18 protein-coding genes are annotated in these 14,750 nt (G+C 55.7%); 2 read left to right on the forward strand and 16 right to left on the reverse strand.

Annotated features, from left to right (window positions below):
- Nucleotides 1–84 precede the first annotated feature (84 nt).
- Both pruA and ACFSOY_RS03930 read right to left on the reverse strand, forming a co-directional pair.
- Complete coding sequence (pruA, locus tag ACFSOY_RS03925; protein WP_386044215.1) at nt 85–1,635, reverse strand: L-glutamate gamma-semialdehyde dehydrogenase; 1,551 nt, start codon at nt 1,633–1,635, stop codon at nt 85–87.
- Nucleotides 1,636–1,738: 103 nt separating this feature from the next.
- The gene (locus ACFSOY_RS03930) at nt 1,739–2,011 is read right to left on the reverse strand and encodes a hypothetical protein (protein WP_386044216.1); all 273 of its coding nucleotides are present in this window, start codon (nt 2,009–2,011) and stop codon (nt 1,739–1,741) included.
- A 212-nt stretch (nt 2,012–2,223) separates the two neighbouring features.
- Here ACFSOY_RS03930 and ACFSOY_RS03935 point away from each other — a divergent pair, with 212 nt between their 5' ends.
- Entirely contained in the window at nt 2,224–3,147 is a 924-nt protein-coding gene (locus tag ACFSOY_RS03935) for a proline dehydrogenase family protein (protein WP_386044217.1), read from the forward strand.
- Between the two features lie 109 nt (nt 3,148–3,256).
- On the opposite strand, the gene ACFSOY_RS03940 is transcribed toward ACFSOY_RS03935, so the two are convergent.
- On the reverse strand, nt 3,257–3,793 hold the full coding sequence (locus ACFSOY_RS03940; protein WP_386044218.1) for a D-glycero-alpha-D-manno-heptose-1,7-bisphosphate 7-phosphatase: 537 nt from the start codon (nt 3,791–3,793) through the stop codon (nt 3,257–3,259).
- Between the two features lie 112 nt (nt 3,794–3,905).
- On the opposite strand from ACFSOY_RS03940, the gene ACFSOY_RS03945 reads away from it, so the two are divergent.
- Nucleotides 3,906–4,628, forward strand: coding sequence for a hypothetical protein (locus ACFSOY_RS03945; protein ID WP_386044219.1), 723 nt, complete (start codon nt 3,906–3,908; stop codon nt 4,626–4,628).
- A 116-nt stretch (nt 4,629–4,744) separates the two neighbouring features.
- On the opposite strand, the gene ACFSOY_RS03950 is transcribed toward ACFSOY_RS03945, so the two are convergent.
- From ACFSOY_RS03950 to ACFSOY_RS04010, 13 genes are all read right to left on the reverse strand, one after another.
- On the reverse strand, nt 4,745–5,260 hold the full coding sequence (locus tag ACFSOY_RS03950) for a GNAT family N-acetyltransferase (protein WP_386044220.1): 516 nt from the start codon (nt 5,258–5,260) through the stop codon (nt 4,745–4,747).
- A complete protein-coding gene (locus ACFSOY_RS03955) occupies nt 5,220–5,522 on the reverse strand; it encodes a hypothetical protein (protein ID WP_386044221.1) in 303 nt (100 codons plus the stop codon). Before ACFSOY_RS03955 ends, ACFSOY_RS03950 begins: the two co-directional genes overlap by 41 nt.
- Nucleotides 5,523–5,754: 232 nt before the next feature.
- On the reverse strand, nt 5,755–7,044 hold the full coding sequence (locus ACFSOY_RS03960; RefSeq protein ID WP_386044222.1) for a DUF4129 domain-containing protein: 1,290 nt from the start codon (nt 7,042–7,044) through the stop codon (nt 5,755–5,757).
- Entirely contained in the window at nt 7,041–8,198 is a 1,158-nt protein-coding gene (locus ACFSOY_RS03965; RefSeq protein WP_386044223.1) for a DUF58 domain-containing protein, read from the reverse strand. Before ACFSOY_RS03965 ends, ACFSOY_RS03960 begins: the two co-directional genes overlap by 4 nt.
- A complete protein-coding gene (locus tag ACFSOY_RS03970) occupies nt 8,195–9,163 on the reverse strand; it encodes an AAA family ATPase (RefSeq protein WP_386044224.1) in 969 nt (322 codons plus the stop codon). Before ACFSOY_RS03970 ends, ACFSOY_RS03965 begins: the two co-directional genes overlap by 4 nt.
- Nucleotides 9,164–9,336: 173 nt before the next feature.
- Entirely contained in the window at nt 9,337–10,218 is an 882-nt protein-coding gene (locus tag ACFSOY_RS03975) for an NAD(P)-dependent oxidoreductase (protein WP_386044225.1), read from the reverse strand.
- Between the two features lies 1 nt (nt 10,219).
- The gene (nadE, locus tag ACFSOY_RS03980) at nt 10,220–11,035 is read right to left on the reverse strand and encodes an NAD(+) synthase (RefSeq protein WP_386044226.1); all 816 of its coding nucleotides are present in this window, start codon (nt 11,033–11,035) and stop codon (nt 10,220–10,222) included.
- Between the two features lie 73 nt (nt 11,036–11,108).
- Complete coding sequence (locus ACFSOY_RS03985) at nt 11,109–11,339, reverse strand: ABC transporter permease family protein (protein ID WP_386044227.1); 231 nt, start codon at nt 11,337–11,339, stop codon at nt 11,109–11,111.
- Nucleotides 11,340–11,453: 114 nt separating this feature from the next.
- On the reverse strand, nt 11,454–11,669 hold the full coding sequence (locus ACFSOY_RS03990) for a ferredoxin (protein WP_386044228.1): 216 nt from the start codon (nt 11,667–11,669) through the stop codon (nt 11,454–11,456).
- A 261-nt stretch (nt 11,670–11,930) separates the two neighbouring features.
- The gene (locus ACFSOY_RS03995) at nt 11,931–12,524 is read right to left on the reverse strand and encodes a hypothetical protein (RefSeq protein WP_386044229.1); all 594 of its coding nucleotides are present in this window, start codon (nt 12,522–12,524) and stop codon (nt 11,931–11,933) included.
- Nucleotides 12,525–12,644: 120 nt separating this feature from the next.
- Nucleotides 12,645–12,806: a hypothetical protein gene (locus ACFSOY_RS04000; protein WP_386044230.1), complete on the reverse strand. Its 162-nt coding sequence runs from the start codon at nt 12,804–12,806 to the stop codon at nt 12,645–12,647.
- Nucleotides 12,807–12,882: 76 nt separating this feature from the next.
- Entirely contained in the window at nt 12,883–14,217 is a 1,335-nt protein-coding gene (locus ACFSOY_RS04005) for an anti-sigma factor family protein (protein WP_386044231.1), read from the reverse strand.
- Nucleotides 14,207–14,743, reverse strand: coding sequence for an RNA polymerase sigma factor (locus ACFSOY_RS04010; protein WP_386044232.1), 537 nt, complete (start codon nt 14,741–14,743; stop codon nt 14,207–14,209). Before ACFSOY_RS04010 ends, ACFSOY_RS04005 begins: the two co-directional genes overlap by 11 nt.
- Nucleotides 14,744–14,750 lie beyond the last annotated feature (7 nt).

Consider the following 14,750-nt stretch of genomic DNA (forward strand, 5'->3'; position numbering starts at 1 on the left):
ATCAAATGAAGGAATTGTGTCACAAAAAAACAGGCACTGCTGAACAGATCAGAGTGCCTGCTTGAACATGGTAGAATGCGTCGATTAGTAGCGCTCTACCACAAGTTTTGCTTGCGTGAATTGCAACAGGTAGTCGTAACCGCCCGCTTTGGAGTCGGTACCCGACATGTTGAAGCCGCCAAACGGTTGAACACCGACCAGCGCGCCGGTGATCTTGCGGTTGAAGTACAGGTTGCCGACGTGGAACTGCTCACGAGCTTTCGCCAGGTTGAAGCGGTCGTTGGAGAACACGCCACCTGTCAGACCAAACTCGGTGCCGTTGGCGATCGCCAGCGCATCGTCAAAGTCTTTCGCTTTGATCACAGCGAGCACCGGACCAAAGATCTCCTCTTGCGCGATGCGCGCGTTGCGGTCGATGTCAGCGATGACGGTCGGCTGGATGAAGAAGCCGTTGCCTTCCGCTTTCTCGCCGCCGACCATCAGACGGCCTTCGCCTTTGCCGATCTCGATGTAGTTCAAGATGTTGTTGTAAGCAGACTCGTCGACGACCGGGCCGAGGGATACGCCATATTCGTGCGCTTGGCCTACGGTCAGCTTCTTGGTCAGCTCGACCACTTCTGCCAGCACATCATCATAGATCTCTTCATGCAGGATCGCGCGGGAGCACGCGGAGCACTTTTGGCCGGAGAAGCCGAAAGCGGACGTGACGATCGCTTGTGCCGCCTCTTTTACATCGACGCCCTTGTCGACGACGAGCGCATCCTTGCCGCCCATCTCCGCGATGACGCGCTTGAGCCAGATTTGGCCCGGATGAACTTTTGCTGCGCGCTCGTAGATGCGGATCCCGACTTCCTTCGAACCGGTGAAGGAGATGAAGCGGGTCTTCGGATGGTCGACCAAGTAGTCGCCGATGACCGCGCCGGAGCCCGGAACGTAGTTGACAACGCCAGCCGGCAGACCTGCTTCTTCGAGCAGCTCAACAAACTTCGCCGCGATGACCGGAGTCGGAGTCGCCGGCTTCAGGACGACCGTGTTACCAGCTACGATCGCAGCTGCGGTCATGCCTGCCATGATCGCCAGCGGGAAGTTCCACGGCGGGATGACGATGCCGACGCCCAGCGGAATGTAGGACAGCTCGTTGTCTTCCCCTTCGAGACGGGTCAAGTTTTGGTCTTCGGAGAGGCGAACCATCTCGCGCGCATAAAATTCGAGGAAGTCGATCGCTTCTGCAGTATCCGCATCCGCCTCGCCCCAGTTCTTACCTGCTTCATATACCAGCCATGCGGAAAACTCATCCTTGCGACGGCGCATGATCGCCGATGCGCGCAACAGGACGCGAGCGCGCTCTTTCGCCGGTACGTTTTTCCACCATGCGAATGCGGACAGCGCTGCTTGCATCGCGTCTTCCGCCTGCGATTGGTCAGCTTTGGCGACGCGTCCGATCACTTGGTCTTTGTTTGACGGGTTGATCGAGACCGACTTTCCTTCGGTGGAAATTCGCTTGCCGTCGATAAAGAGGTCATAGTCGCGACCGAGTTGGGAAGCGACCAGTTCAAGAGCAGCCTCCATCTGTTGCTTGCGCTCAGGTTGGCTAAAATCGCTAAATGGTTCGTTTTTGAAAACGTTAACTCCCATCCTCAATTCCCCCATATGTATGTATTGTTGGTTTCATGCCATTAACAATTGTACCGAAGATGGGTAGGGGAAGCAAGTTCTTGCTTTCCCCCGTTGACGCAATTTAGAAGAGGATCGGATAGGGGTAGGGCGGGTACGGAAAGACCGGCGGAATGACGGGCGGAAGCAAGGGCGGCACGAGACCTACAGGCGGAAACAGCGGCGGGATCGGCGGCGGAAAGAACCGGACAAGTCGATATTCGATCTCGTTGCCCGCCCCGTCGATCATCGTGCGGGACAACGGAAGCTTCGAAAAGACGATCGGCGGAACTGCGCCTGGCGCTGTGGTGATCACCGGGCCCGGATAGACGCTGCGCGGGTCTTGGTAGGAGTTCACAGAAACGGTCCCCTTTCGTTGGAAAAATCACGGCTTCCATATCCTATGAAACGAAGCGCCACACGGTCCATCCGCCTAAAAAATCGGTCGACACAGATTCGACAAATCTTGCTTTACTCGTCCCAATTTGTGCTATACTGATAAAGGACATTTGTCTACTATGATTTCTTACATAAATCTTTTTAACCTTTGGGAAAAGTGGGGCGATTTTTTTGTCACTGAGCCGTAAGATCGTACTCTCAGTCGCCGGCAACAAGCTGGTGAGCGGCTTTATCAAAAAATACGGCATGAAAATGGGGGCAGCCCGCTTCGTAGCAGGTGAAACGCTGAAAGAAGCGATCGATCAGGTTCGCTTGCTGAACAAGGACGGCCTTGTGGTCACGCTCGATCATCTGGGCGAGTTTGTCTTTGAGGAGAGCGAAGCGCTGGCTTCGACGCAAGCCTGCTTGGACGTGCTGGACGCGATTCACGAAAGTGGTGTGACCTCCAACCTGTCCTTGAAGATGACCTCGCTCGGTCTCGACCTGAGCAAGGAGATGTGCCTGAAGCACATGCGAATGATCTTGGACAAAGCTCGAGAGTATGACAATTTCGTTCGGATCGACATGGAGGATTATGCTCATATCGATGTGACGATGGAGATCTTCGACGAGCTGAAGCGCGAGTATGGCAAGCACGTCGGCCTGGTCATCCAAGCCTACCTGTTCCGCACGGTGGAAGATATGAAACGCTTGGAGAGCGAGTACGAGCACTGCAACCTGCGTCTCGTCAAAGGCGCCTACATGGAATCCCCGAGCGTCGCGTTCCCAAACAAGGCGGATGTGGATCAGAATTACTTGAAGATCATCGACATGCACCTGCTCTCCGGTCACTTTTCGGCGGTGGCAACGCATGATGACATGGTCATCCAGCACACGAAAGAGTTTGTCAAGCAACACAACATCTCCCACGATCAGTTCGAGTTCCAGATGCTCTACGGCGTCCGTCCGGAGACACAGCGCGCACTGGTCAAAGAAGGGTACGCGATGCGCGTCTACGTCCCTTACGGCAATGACTGGTACGGCTACTTCTCTCGCCGTATCGCAGAGCGTCCTGCCAACGCGTTCTTCATCCTGAAGAACATGTTCCGCAAATAGCAGCTGGGTCGCAACTGAAAAATAGAGAGCCTGTCCTCCGTGGACAGGCTCTTTTTGTTGCAGCTGCACAACTGCTCTTCTCTTGCTTCGCACAGGAAGGCCGCTCGCCTCACCTTTCTTCCTGCGCGAGGATCAGTTCGACCGCATCGACGAGGGTGGGGGCGCGGTGATCCGCCTTGACGACCGCATCATCCTTCGTGCCCGGCGGTCCGATATAGATCGTCGTCACGCCCGCCTTCTGCCCAGCCAGCACATCTGTCTCGCGGTCGCCGACCATGTAGCTCTGCGCGAGGTCGACCTGATGGTTGGAGGCGAGATCGAGAATCATCTTCGCCTCCGGTTTGCGGCAGGCACAGCCAGCTTTCGGCTTATGCGGACAATAGGCGATCTCATCGAGGATCGCGCCATCTCGCTTCAGTTCCCGCTCCAGCTTGTCATGCACCGCGTGCAGATGCTCCTCTTGCATAAATCCTAAGCCGACGCCCCCCTGATTGGTCACGACGAACACTTTGTAGCCCGCATCATTTAGCCTTTTGATCGCCTTGCCAACTCCCGGAAACAAGATCAGGTCATCCGGTGTGTTCACATACCGCACATGATCGTTGATCACACCATCGCGATCGAGAAAGACCGCCTTGTTTGCCATCGACACCAGCCTCCTTCCGCCCGTAGTTTCCCCCGCCCGCAGATGCGTAGTCTCACCGTCGCTTGGGCACGCTATGGCTGACAGATTCGACCAAAGGAGGAAAGAACGCCAGATGGCCACACGCAGAAAACGTTTGATCGTCGCCTCCCTCGCGCTCGCCATGCTCCTCAACCCCTTGAGCGCTTCAGCTGAGCAGGAGAAGCTGAGCGCGAGCGAGCATCGCCAGCTGCAGGAGCTCACCCAGCAGAGCGGCGGCACGCTCCAGATCCAGTGGGATCAAAAGCGCGGCACTCCGAGCTACATCTCCGGTACCCTTTCCAAACCGCTGCGCGGAGAGCCGATCCAACAGGCGTTAAAGTTTCTCGACAGCATCAAAGCGCTCTATCATTTTGATTCTGCGAAAAAAACGTTCCAGCTAAAAAGCGTTCACACAGATGAGCTCGGGATGAAGCATGTTCGACTCACCCACATCTGCAACAGCATTCCCGTCTGGGGCGATGAGCTGATCGTTCACATCGACAAAAATGGGGTGGTGCGCTCCGTCAACGGTGAATTTACGCCCGATCTGACAAAAAATACGGAGCGACTCCGCCAGCCGAAGCTCAATTCGGACGATGCGATCAAACGGGCGCTCGAAGATGTGCTGCCCAAGCAGGTAGAGGGCAAGCCGACAGCCGCGCTCTACTATTTTCCCTACCCAGAACCTGATGTGGTGACGCTCGCCTATGTGGTGACCATCCTCGACATGAGCGTTCCTGCAGAGTGGAAAGTGTTTGTCGATGCGATCTCCGGCGATGTGGTGCACAAATATAACAACATCAAGTTTAAGAAATGATCGGCGATACAAGCCTGGCCGAAGAAGACCAGCATCCTCGCGCCGGTCTTCTTTGCTGTGCGCGCTTGTGATCGACGCTTATCTTACGCATCAACACTTCAGATGCAAAACACAGATCAGACCAACCGCTTGTCCAAAAAGACGCGATCATAGCGAAGCCCGAACCGTTCGACCTCTTCGCGGCGGTACTCGTGAAAGCCGTTCCTTTTATAGAAAGCGACCAATGTGGTCAAGAGGCTTGAGGTGAACAGCGTCAACCTTCCGTTTCCTTCCTCGCGCGCGATCTGCTCAGCCCGCTCGATCAACAGCGTTCCCAGACTCTTCCCCTGCTGATCGGGCAACACGCCGAGCATGCGCAGCATCACCGCCCGCTCTCCCTCTTCTTGAATCTCCTCCAACAAGACGGCTGCCACACAGCGGCCGTCCTCAAGACCGAGCAGCCAGCGGTTCCCAGCTGCCAGCTCCTTTTCGATCATCGGTGCGCCCCAAAAAGATGTATCCTGCTCGTAGGACTCTTCATATACGTCTAAGTTCCGATAAAGTTTGCGCCATGACTCTTTGATCACCAGCGCGATTTCATCCAATAGCTGATCACTCAGCTGAGCAGACCGCTCGATCACCCGATATTCCATTCTGTGACACATCCTTTTGCAGTTGAATTCGTTTGAAGTAGATGGGATGTAACCACTCGTTCACGTTGATCTCCAAGCTGATCCCCGTGCATTCGCACGCGATCACGATCACGCTCCCGAGCGAGTATGTCAAGATCTTAATCTTACCACAGTCCTCCTCGATCAACGCTTTCAGTTTGCGCACCATGCCGTCGCGCACAGCCTGCCGAATCGCAAAAAGCTTTGACGATTGATCGCTCGACGTGTAGATTGAGCAGCGCATGAACGTAACTCCGCGAATACTTTCTATATTTTCCACCTTCGTATCACGTATAAAGTGTTTGATCAGGGAATATCAGGAAATAAAAAAAGTCCTCAAGAAAGAGGACATCTCACAGCAAACCTTCGGTCAGCACATAGGCCAACCTGTCTGCTCGGCGAGAAACTTCCTCTTCTTCAGGACTTTTCGAGCGCAAAAGACTTTTCAAGCTGATCAGGCTTGCAAAGCTCAGTTGCTAGTTGCGGTTGCCATCCTTGTTGTCCGGCTCGGTCAACCGCGTGCAGATGTCATCTGCACGCGGCAGCTTGTCGTCAACAGATCGGCCGCCATAACGCTCTTCCATATAATAGCGGGTCAGCTCCTCCATCGATTCGATCCGATCAGGCTGAACTTTGGCGATCTGCTCCACATATTCATTGGCCGTCTGGCCGATCCCTCGTTCGAAGCCTGCCTTCTTCATCGCGAACAGGAAGCGGCGGTAGGTCTTGCGCATCTCGGTGAGCGGTCCGAGCGCGCGCACCTCTTGTCGCTCTGCGCGGGCAGGCTTCTCCGCATGGATAAACTCGCGCATCTCGACGATGCCATCTGCCGCCCGCAGCTGCTGGGCCCGCTTCATGTTCCTGTAGAAATACCAGATCAGGCAGAGGAAGAGAACGGCGAAGATGACGAAGAGCGTGGTCTCATTAAAGATGTGCGATCCGTCGTCGACAAATTCAAATCGATCCGGCTCCGGCTGGGACTCTTTCATCCCGTCGATCGCCTGCTCGATCCCCTCCGCATCCTTATGACCTTTGAGCCAGTTGACCAAATACTCGACCACATAGCCCACCGCATAAAAGACGGGGAGCAAAAGTTTCGACAGCGCATCGATCGCCCATTTGAACACCGGGACGCCGAGCGAGTTAAAGATCCAACCGGCAAACACGACGACCCCGACGAAGATCAAGGGCAAGTTGTTTTGCAGCTTTTCCATCTTGGAAGCTGTGCCTTTCATCCCTCGCTGCATCTTCGATGCCATCGACAGTGCGGTCATGCGCAGGAAGAGGAAGAGGACGAAAAACGGCACCATCTGCGCCTGCCAAGCGGGATCTTTTTGAAAGAGAATCGCCCATACGATAAAGAAAACGATCAATTGCAGATCCAACTTATATTGGTCGAGCAACGATTGACGGATATATCTCATATCATCGACAGTCTGGCTCATCCGAAAGATCATAAACGCGCTCAATCCCGCATAGATGAGCAGCGGCACGAGCAATCTGGAGGAATCGATCCAGACCATCCCAGCCACCCCAAGCCCGAGCACCACGGTGCCTGCGATCAAAAAGGTGCGTCGCTCCGCCATGTTGTTGCGCCGATAGACGAAAAAAGCGAGCAGAAGGAGTGCGACCGCCGCCCCGGCAAAAGCAGGAACGTAGCGAGTGCCTTCTGTCAGCAAGCCGCACAGGATGATAAACATGGTCGTCATCGCAAACGCTTGGCTGGATAAGCTAAACCAGATCACGTTTCGCAGCGCTCTGTTCATGCTGACTCCTCCTTCCCTTTGCCCTCCTCATCCAACTGATCCACTTCTGTCGCTTCCACCAACAGCGGCACGACCGGAATCGAAGGCGACAGACCGTGCAGTTGGTCGGCGATGCGCTCCAGCGCGATCAGGATCAGCCGATGGCCGTCTGCGCGCAACAGCTCCACTTCCAGCGCGATCTTGTCATCCCAGTACGGGGTGAACAGCACCAGGGTCGAGCGGTTGTGCAGACGAATCCGCACACTCTGCAAAAGCTCGTAGAACGTGGTGTTCGGCTTGTACGACAGGTCGCCGAGCGCGGAGAGCATCGAATCTAACTGCCCGGGCAGATTGGAGATCGGGACGGTGAGCGGGCCTGCTCCCGACCAGGAGGCGTTGCTGTACAATCCGTACGGAAACGATTCCGCTTCTGCCAGCTGGAACAGCTTGGCTGCTGCCCGGCATTGCGCTTCGACCACCTCTTTGATCGTCCCCCACCAGAACGTCTTGAAGAACTGCACATTCATCACCACATAAAAGTCGGTCTCCGAGGTGGTGTCAAACTGTTTGACCATCAGCTCCCCCGCTCGGGCGGTCGCCCGCCAGTGGATCATCTTGTAGGGATCGCCCCGCATGTAAGAGCGGATGCCGATCAGTCGCGAGCTGTCCTCCTGATACCAGCGCAACACCGACTTCTCGCCGACCAGCTCCTGCAGGCGCAGGTCGAGGTCGAACTCCTCCGCAACGCGCGGGCGCACCATGATCCGCCCAAACCAGTGCAACTCTTCAAACAAACCTTTCAGCCCGATGCCATCGCCATACTGAATCTCCGCTTTCGACAGGCGGTGCGTGCCCCGCTTGACGAGGATCTTGTGCATCCGCTGCACGCGTTGACGCGGCAGCAGGAAGGTGCGATAGGAGATCTCCTCCCGCCACTCCTCTCCCTCTTTCACGCGCAGCGAGGAGGGCAGTCCCATCAAAAATTCTACCCACGGGATCGGCAGCCACGAACTGTTTTCCAGCACGGTCCACACTTCGATCTCCTCCCCGTCATAGATCACCTCCTGGTCGATTCGCAACGTCAGCTTGATCTTACCAGCCGCGTATCGCTCCCACACTTTGGAATAGCCGTAGACCACGGCGACCAGCGCGACGACCCAGATCAGCGCACTCATCTGGCCGCCTGAGCCGCATCATCTTCGACCGGCACGGTGGAGTCGTTTAAGATCTCATCCAACAGATCGCGCGCCGTCTTTTGTTTTAATCGCATCGACGAATCGAGGACCAGCCGATGCGTGAGCACTTTTGGTGCCAGGTATTTGATGTCATCAGGAATGACGTAGTCGCGCCCGCGAATCACAGCCAGCGCTTGAGCGGCCGCCCCCAGCGCGATCAGCCCGCGCGGCGAGACCCCGATTGCGATGCCGTCCCACTCGCGCGTCTTGCGGACCAGCTGAATCAGGTAGTCCTCTACCTCTTGGGTCATCTTGACCTGCCGCACCGCATTTTGCACCTCGATCACATCTTCCGGCGAGACGACCGCTTCGATCTGCAACGCTTTTGCATCTTGGCGGGAGAGGCGGAAGATCCTGCGCTCCTCTTCGTGAGAGGGATAGCCGAGCGAAATCCGCATCAGAAAGCGGTCGAGCTGCGCTTCTGGCAAGGGGAACGTGCCGTGCGACTCGATCGGGTTTTGCGTCGCCATCACGAAGAAAGGACGCTCAAGGGCGCGCGTGACGCCATCTGTGGTGATCTGCCCTTCTGCCATCGCTTCGAGCAAGGATGACTGCGTGCGGGGAATCGCGCGATTGATCTCATCGGCCAACACCAGCTGAGCGAACAGCGGTCCTTCGCGGAACTCGAACTCGCCCGACTTCTGATTGAACACGGTCGTGCCGATCACATCGGAAGGCAGCAGGTCGGGCGTGCATTGGACGCGTGAGAAATCGGCGCCGATGCTCGCTGCAAGCGCCTTCGCCAACACCGTTTTGCCCACGCCGGGCACGTCCTCCAACAGGATGTGTCCGCCCGAAAACAGACCGACGAGCAACAGGTTGATCGTCTCTTCCTGGCCGACGATCACTCGACCGACCTCTTTTCGAATCCGTTGTGCAACTTCATAATTTTTTTCTGTAGTCATTTGACGGAACCCCCTCAAGTATCTGGATACTTCTATCTGTTTGGATTATACAAAATTAAGCGAATATTCCGCCACCATATTTTCCATTTTGTTACTCAAACGTTATCTAACGTCATCATTCCGCAAAAAAGGGCGGCATTTTTGGCCGCCCTCCTGTTGTGCGGTCGAAAACTCTAGCGCAGACCGCTCATCTGTTCCAGCTGCAAAAGAATCGCCATGATGTCTTCTTCTCCATGTCCGTTCGCTTTGGCGGCGACAAACGTCTGATGGGCTGCTGCTGTCGCGGGCAAAGCGGTTTCGCTCTTGCGGGCCGCTTCGAGAGCCAGCCCAAAATCTTTCTCCATGTGCTTGAGCGCAAAAGCTGCCTGATACTGATCTGCCAAGATGTTTTGCGTTTTGAGCGCGACGATCGGTGACGCACAGGCGGTTGTGCCGATCATCTCCAGCAGCGTCGCGCGATCGAGCCCCGCTTTCGCTCCGAGCACCAGCGCTTCGGAGAGGCCTTGCAAGCTGATGCCGAGCAGCATGTTGATCGCCAGCTTCGCGCTCGCTCCTGCCCCGTTCGGGCCGAAGTAGAACGCTTTTTTCCCGAGCACCTCAAAGATCGGCACGTGCTGATCGAACGAGTTGCGATCACCGCCGACGAGGATGACCAGCGTCCCATCGGTGGCCGGTTTGACCGAACCTGAGACGGGCGCATCGAGGAACTGAACCCCTTTTTCCAAAAGCTGCGCCGCCGCGTTGCGCGACATGTCTGGTGCGACCGTGCTCATGTCGATCACCGTCTGTCCTGCGCGAACGCCTGCCAACACGCCAGACTCGCCTGCCAACACCGCCTGAAGCGCATCAGCATCGGACACCATCGTGATGACCAGCTCAACCTGTTCGGCCAGCTCTTTCGGGGAGCTGGCCAGCTTCGCCCCCTGCTCGACCAAAGGAGCTGCATTGCCCGCCGTGCGGTTGTACACCGTGACCTCATATCCTGCCTTCAGCAGGTTGCTGACCATCGGTCGACCCATGTTGCCGAGGCCGATCCAGCCAATCGTTGGTTTCATCTCAGTTCGTACCTCCCGGATAGACAGGCTGTCGCAACATCGGCATCAGATTGCGCTTGTGGGCGCTGAGCTTGTACAGGCGATCGATCTTCGCGATCGTCTCCAGGTCGCCTTCTCCCGTGCAGAGGTACGTGTCCAGATCGCGATAGGTGAGGCCGAGCTCCGCTTCGTCTGTGTGACCCTCCCACAGGTCGGCACTCGGCGGCTTGATCAGCAACGGTTCTGGCATGCTGAGGTGCTTGGCCAGCAGATAGATCTCCGCTTTGACCAGATCGCCGAGCACCGAAAAATCACCAGCCGCATCGCCATATTTCGTCTCATAGCCGACCGCCGTCTCCGACCAGTTGCATGTATTGGCGACGCGATAGCCGAGCAAGGCTGCCATCCAATATTCGGCGTTCTTGCGAAAGCGCGGCTTGAGGTTGCCCTTGACCAGCGGGTTGTCCTGTCCAATCTGCAGCTCTGCTGGCAGCGCGTCCGCACAGCGGGTCATCTCGATGTGGAACTGGTTGACGATCGCGGAGAAGTCGACTTCTAGCAGCCTGATTCCATATGTATCGGCGACAAGCTTGGCATCTCGATGGTGCACAGAGCTCGATTCTGCGCCCATCCACAGGGCGACCACGCGCTCTGAGCCCAATGCGCGAGCAGCGAGCGCGGCTGTCACAGCCGAGTCGATCCCACCGGACAGGCCGAGCACGACGCCCTGCCCACCTGTGCCGATCACCTGCTCGCGAACGAACGCTTCTCGCTTGCCGATCTCTTCTTGTATTCTCACTTCAAACTGCTGTAGGTGCTGCTCCATGCGCAAACTCATCTTCTGCACTGTCTCCTTTACGCAAACGTGTTGGCTTTATTGTATCACAGTGCAACAAAAATGGCTGTCGCATTTACGACAGCCATCTGCGGGCCACAAGCCCATCGCGAGGTGAAAAAAGGATGATGAGCAAAAACTGCAGACCGGCGACAGACACCATCGCACCGGCGATCGAAGCGTTGAGCGCAGCCGCCAGATAATAGCCGAGCACCGCAGACAACACCCCGAAGAGCATCGACAGCAGAAGCATCGCGACCAAGCGATCGGTCAAAAGATAGTTAGCAAAAAAATCATTGTTTCCCACATCTAAAAAAGTTTCCTTATAACAACTTTGGTATATGATGTGTTTGTTGGGCACAGTCACTACTTTTCAAAAAAAACCGCCGACCCTTTCAGGCCAGCGGTTTTGTCTGTTCGATTAGTCTTCCCACTTAACGGATTCGGTCGGGCAGCCGTCTTTCGCATCGAGAGCGTCAGACAGGAACTCTTCCGGAACATCAACGTAGCCTTCAAGGCCGCCTTCCAGCTTTACGAATGCGTAGCCGTCGTCATCAGACTCGTATACATCCGGGCAAGTGCTGTAGCAAGCACCGCAAGCGATGCAGGTATCTTTGTCAACAAAAGTTTTAGCCATGACAATACACACTCCTTCTTATCTTCTGTGGTAGATTATAAACCAAATCTGAGCAACGTGCAATCCAAACCAACACAGAAATCCCCTTTCCTAGTGTGTCACAAATAGGCAGGAGTGAAACCTAGTAAGGAGTAGGTCTTGAAAACTTCTATTTTCAGCATTTTTTAGCAGTTTCGGAGTGTGTAGTTGTAGTATAACACATAATACAGAGATTGAGAATCATTTTCAACGAAAAAATTTGTCCATCCCCCTTCCACTTTTCTACAAGTCTTGGTTTGTCCAAGCGTTCAAGCGGTAGGTCCCATCCTTGAGCACTTCCACCTCATACGTGGAGATGTGCGCACCGTACAATTGATCTTCCAGATGTTTCTGAACGATCTGCCAGGCCCATCTGTTGATCTTCGTAAACGTTGCCTCTGCCGTCCCCGCGAACTGTCCCTTATAGCCGCCTTTGGCAATCAGCATCACTTTTTTTGCGCCGCTCGCTCCCTGCTCCTTGTAAAACTCTGCTGTCAACGCCTTGGCCAGCGGCAGCGAATAGCCTTTCTTCCGCAGTCGCTCGGTCACTTCTGCAAGCGACGACACATCTTGTACCACCCCATCGTCGCTGGTTGGCAGCACATAGCCTGCTTTCGGTTCGGTCAGACGAGTGAGCTTTTCACGAATTTCCTGCTTCGTCTCCTCATCCGTTTTGACCGCATCCTGCGGTGGATTGGACGTTTCGCCTCCCACCTGCGCTTTCGTCTCCTGTGGTGGTGTTGGTGGTGTTGGTGGTGTCACAGGCTGTTCGACCTGTTGTGAACATCCGACGAACAGCAGGGACGCCACCGACAAGGCGAGGATATTGATGCGCATGATCCAGCCCCCTTCTGTTTTTAGTACATACTTATGCAAGGCTGTACAAAAAAGAGTACATGCACATCAAAAGAGACCACAGCTCGAAAGCGGCAGTCTCTTCATCATGTTTCGTATCGGTCATCGATGCATCTGCAGGCGTTTGATCGTCTGCCATTGATCAAAATTGTGGTGCTTCCCTGCCGTCTGCCCATTTTCTTGGTTCGGTTGATCGGCGAGCGCCGGGGTTGCGGGCGCGAGGAGCAGGACAAAAGCGGCGAGCGGCAACAGTCTTTTTTTCATCGGCGTCATCCTCCGGATGGTTTCTGCTCTTAGCATGCCCAACATCGCATGACAAAAAACACCATCCTCTTCCCTATCAGGGGAGAGCTTTCACCTTGACCTGATCGCCGAGACGCACGTCTCCTGTACTGGAGCGAATCACCTGAAACTCGTAGCTCGATCGCTCGACGAGGATCGCGCCACTCTGATCTTTGCGCTCCACACGGACCATGATCTTGAGCAGGTCATCCCTGCGCTCCATCAGATAGACCTCACCAAAATTGTGGATCGCACCTTTCGCTTTCTGATCGGCCAGATAGGCGATCGCCTTCCGCTCGATCAGTTCGGCGTTGTGCGGCTGGATCACCCGCGAGATCTGTGTCGGCTGCCAAAAACCATCGCTCGACTCCTTCAACAGGATCTGATATTTGTGATCATCCTGCGTGACGGTCACCACGCTCAGCTCGTTCGATTGGGAGACGATCGCAGTCGGTGCAAAGCCCAACTCCTTGAGCGAGTGCACGACCACCTGATAAGGATCTTTCGCCCACGTCTGGCTGCTCGGGTCCGCCTTGTGCGCATTGGTGATCGCCCGGCTGATGTTCAGATCGAGCGGGCCGGAGATCGGCGTGAGGTTGACCTTCGCCCTTTCGATCACATTCCCCTGTTCGTCTGTGAACGTGACCGTCTTCTCGCCACCGCCCTGATCGCCGAGACCTGCGATCCCATAGATGCGAACATCGCTCCCGTCCCGCTTCTCCACCTGTCGATCTGGGGCGACGACGACCGTCACGTTGTCACCATCCACCTTCACATCGGTCGGCCTGGAGTCGACCGTCACGACGACAACCCCGTTCTGCGCCGAGCTGAGGGTGGCATCGCCCACCTTGGTCGCCTCGACTTTGACCCCCGTCTGATCCCGCACTTTGTCCAGCTCGTTCTTCGAGACGGCGACGACCTGTACAGCAGGCTTTTCCTTGACCGTCTCCTGCGTGATCAGCTTCGTCTCCGGGCGATTGCCTTCCGCTGTGATCGCCAGCCGCTCCTCCGGTGCCGGCTGTTGCACGACCGGACTCTGCTCCACTTCGATGTTCTCCGGTCGGCTGGGGCTGAACAGACCCCAGAAGTCAGACAGGCTGACCGCCAGAACCAGCGCTGCGGCCGCCGTGATCCCCGGCCAGAAAAACCGGGGCAGCCTACGCTTTTTCTCCAACACCTGTGGTAAATCTGGCTCCATCAGCTTCACAAAGCTCTTCTCTGGCATCGCTTTCGGCAGGTTGCCAAACAGGTCTGCCAATCGTTTATAATCTTCCCATTCCCGGCGGCAATCGTCACATGAAGCGATGTGCGACTTCAAAAGCACAAGCTCTTGTGAAGTGAGATCCCCGTCGATCTCGCGCTGAATCAGCTCGCGAAAGCTATCATGCGTCATCTTGATCACCTCCATAGAACAGCGTTTTCAGCTTCTCTCGTCCTCGAAACAGTCGCGTCTTCACCTGCGCTTCTGTCAGTTCCAAAACTTCTGCAATCTCCAAATAGGACATCTCATGAACATGGCGCAACACGACCACCTCCCGATAATTGCTCGGCAGGGCGGCGATCGCCTTCTGCAGATGTTCCTCTGTCAGCTTCCATTCGATCTGCTGTTCGACCGACGATTCGCTCGACTGCATCGCTTCGTCCAGTTCCACGACGGTCAACCGCTTCTTGCGGAGCTGTTGACGGAACGTGTTGACGACGACGCGGTGAATCCAGCCGCGCAGCGACCCTTGTCCTTGGTACTGTCCTAGCGAACGGCAGACTTTCCAAAGGCTTTCTTGCGTGATGTCTTCGGCGTCCGCCTTTTTGCCGGTCAGGTAGTATGCCGTCTGATAGATAAACGGTTCGACCGTACGCAAAAACCGGGACAGCGCATCCGGGCTACTGAGCGCGTCTGCCACGATATCCTTATCTTGCATACGTCTT

This window comes from Tumebacillus lipolyticus (genome assembly GCF_042682745.1).
Taxonomy (GTDB): Bacteria; Bacillota; Bacilli; order Tumebacillales; family Tumebacillaceae; genus Tumebacillus_A; species Tumebacillus_A lipolyticus.

Excerpts from the sequence above, each read along its gene's own strand:
- ACFSOY_RS03965 (WP_386044223.1), bottom strand. The coding sequence starts at position 8,198 with ATGAGTGCGCTGATCTGGGTCGTCGCGCTGGTCGCCGTGGTCTACGGC.
- ACFSOY_RS04000 (WP_386044230.1), bottom strand. The coding sequence starts at position 12,806 with ATGAAAAAAAGACTGTTGCCGCTCGCCGCTTTTGTCCTGCTCCTCGCG.
- ACFSOY_RS04005 (WP_386044231.1), bottom strand. The coding sequence starts at position 14,217 with ATGACGCATGATAGCTTTCGCGAGCTGATTCAGCGCGAGATCGACGGG.
- ACFSOY_RS03950 (WP_386044220.1), bottom strand. The coding sequence starts at position 5,260 with ATGGAATATCGGGTGATCGAGCGGTCTGCTCAGCTGAGTGATCAGCTA.
- ACFSOY_RS03990 (WP_386044228.1), bottom strand. The coding sequence starts at position 11,669 with ATGGCTAAAACTTTTGTTGACAAAGATACCTGCATCGCTTGCGGTGCT.
- ACFSOY_RS03960 (WP_386044222.1), bottom strand. The coding sequence starts at position 7,044 with ATGAACAGAGCGCTGCGAAACGTGATCTGGTTTAGCTTATCCAGCCAA.
- ACFSOY_RS03955 (WP_386044221.1), bottom strand. The coding sequence starts at position 5,522 with ATGCGCTGCTCAATCTACACGTCGAGCGATCAATCGTCAAAGCTTTTT.
- ACFSOY_RS03970 (WP_386044224.1), bottom strand. The coding sequence starts at position 9,163 with ATGACTACAGAAAAAAATTATGAAGTTGCACAACGGATTCGAAAAGAG.
- ACFSOY_RS03975 (WP_386044225.1), bottom strand. The coding sequence starts at position 10,218 with ATGAAACCAACGATTGGCTGGATCGGCCTCGGCAACATGGGTCGACCG.
- pruA (WP_386044215.1), bottom strand. The coding sequence starts at position 1,635 with ATGGGAGTTAACGTTTTCAAAAACGAACCATTTAGCGATTTTAGCCAA.
- ACFSOY_RS04010 (WP_386044232.1), bottom strand. The coding sequence starts at position 14,743 with ATGCAAGATAAGGATATCGTGGCAGACGCGCTCAGTAGCCCGGATGCG.
- nadE (WP_386044226.1), bottom strand. The coding sequence starts at position 11,035 with ATGAGTTTGCGCATGGAGCAGCACCTACAGCAGTTTGAAGTGAGAATA.
- ACFSOY_RS03945 (WP_386044219.1), top strand. The coding sequence starts at position 3,906 with ATGGCCACACGCAGAAAACGTTTGATCGTCGCCTCCCTCGCGCTCGCC.
- ACFSOY_RS03995 (WP_386044229.1), bottom strand. The coding sequence starts at position 12,524 with ATGCGCATCAATATCCTCGCCTTGTCGGTGGCGTCCCTGCTGTTCGTC.
- ACFSOY_RS03940 (WP_386044218.1), bottom strand. The coding sequence starts at position 3,793 with ATGGCAAACAAGGCGGTCTTTCTCGATCGCGATGGTGTGATCAACGAT.